This window comes from Aurantimonas aggregata (assembly GCF_010500835.1).
Taxonomy (GTDB): domain Bacteria; phylum Pseudomonadota; class Alphaproteobacteria; order Rhizobiales; family Rhizobiaceae; genus Aurantimonas; species Aurantimonas aggregata.
Window position 1 is genome coordinate 1 of record NZ_JAAAMJ010000073.1, and the last position, 1,285, is coordinate 1,285.

Annotated in this window: 1 protein-coding gene; it reads left to right on the forward strand. The window is 62.9% G+C overall.

Annotated elements, in window-relative coordinates:
* The first annotated feature begins 76 nt into the window (after positions 1-76).
* Positions 77-1,156 (forward strand): transposase, encoded by a 1,080-nt coding sequence (locus tag GTW51_RS23290; protein WP_163046398.1) that lies wholly within the window; start codon positions 77-79, stop codon positions 1,154-1,156.
* Positions 1,157-1,285: the final 129 nt, after the last annotated feature.

Below are 1,285 nucleotides of genomic sequence, written 5' to 3' on the forward strand. Positions count from 1 at the left end.
CTGGCCACCCGCAAGAACCTCGCCTGGCGGGTGATTTCGTGATTCACTTGGCCTGTCATGATTTGGAGGCAGGTCGATGGAGCAACGGTCGCTTTTCGGTCTCTCGGAGCATCTGGAGCGCCTGAGTAAGAACGGCGATCCGCTTGAGACGCTCGAGACGACGGTGGATTTCGAGCATTTCCGCGGCTGGTTGGTCGAGGGGCTAGGCTACGGCGACGGCGCCAAAGGCGGGCGGCCGCCGTTCGACCCCGTAGCGATGTTCAAGGCGTTGATCCTGCAGGCGCAACACAACCTCTCCGACGCACGCATGGAGTTCATGATCCGTGACCGGCTTTCCTGGATGCGGTTCCTTGGGTTCGATCTCGGCGCTCCGACACCCGACGAGAACACGATCCGGCACTTTCGCAACAGGCTGACCGAGACGGGAACATTGAAACGGGTGATGAAGGCTTTCGACTGGCAACTGCAGAAGAAGGGCTACATCCCGATGGCTGGCCAGATCGTGGACGCCTCGCTGGTTCCGGCGCCGAAGCAACGCAACACCGAGGGTGAGAAGGCGGCGATCAAGGCCGGAAAGTCCGCCCGCGAAATCTGGCCCAACGAGCCGGCCAAGGCGGCTCAGAAGGATGTCGACGCCCGCTGGACGTTGAAGATCGGCGGCAAGGTCCGCTATCGCCCGGACGGCACGCCGCTGCCGATGATCGCGACGCCGGTCTTTGGCTACAAGTCTCACATCAGCATCGACCAGCGCTTCGGCTTCATCCGTGAGAGCGCGGTGACCTCGGCGGCTGCCCCGGATGGCCGGCAACTTCGGCACCTCGTGAGCCGAGAGAACACCGGTTCGCAGGTCTGGGCCGACAGCGCCTATCGCTCAGGGGAGAACGAGAAGTGGCTGGCGGAACGGATGCTGACCAGCCGCATCCACCGACGCAAGCCAGCGGGCAAATCGATGCCGAGAGCGGTGGCGCAGGCCAATGCGAAAAAGTCGTCCGTTCGCGCTGCCGTCGAGCATGTCTTCGCGCATCAAAAGATCCGCTTCGGTCTCTTCATCCGCACCATCGGCCTTGCCCGCGCCGAGGCGAAACTGACGCTCGCCAACATCGCCTACAACATGGACCGCCTGATCTTCCACGAACGTCGCGCAACCACGGCATGAGTCCGCTCAGAAACGGGCAGAAACGTCATGCGAACCCTTGGATCGCTCCAAGGACGGCGCCAGACTCGCGTCTCCGGATGATCCCCGCGGCAAAAACCACCGAAAGCGGAGGGTTCTTGCGGGTGTCCA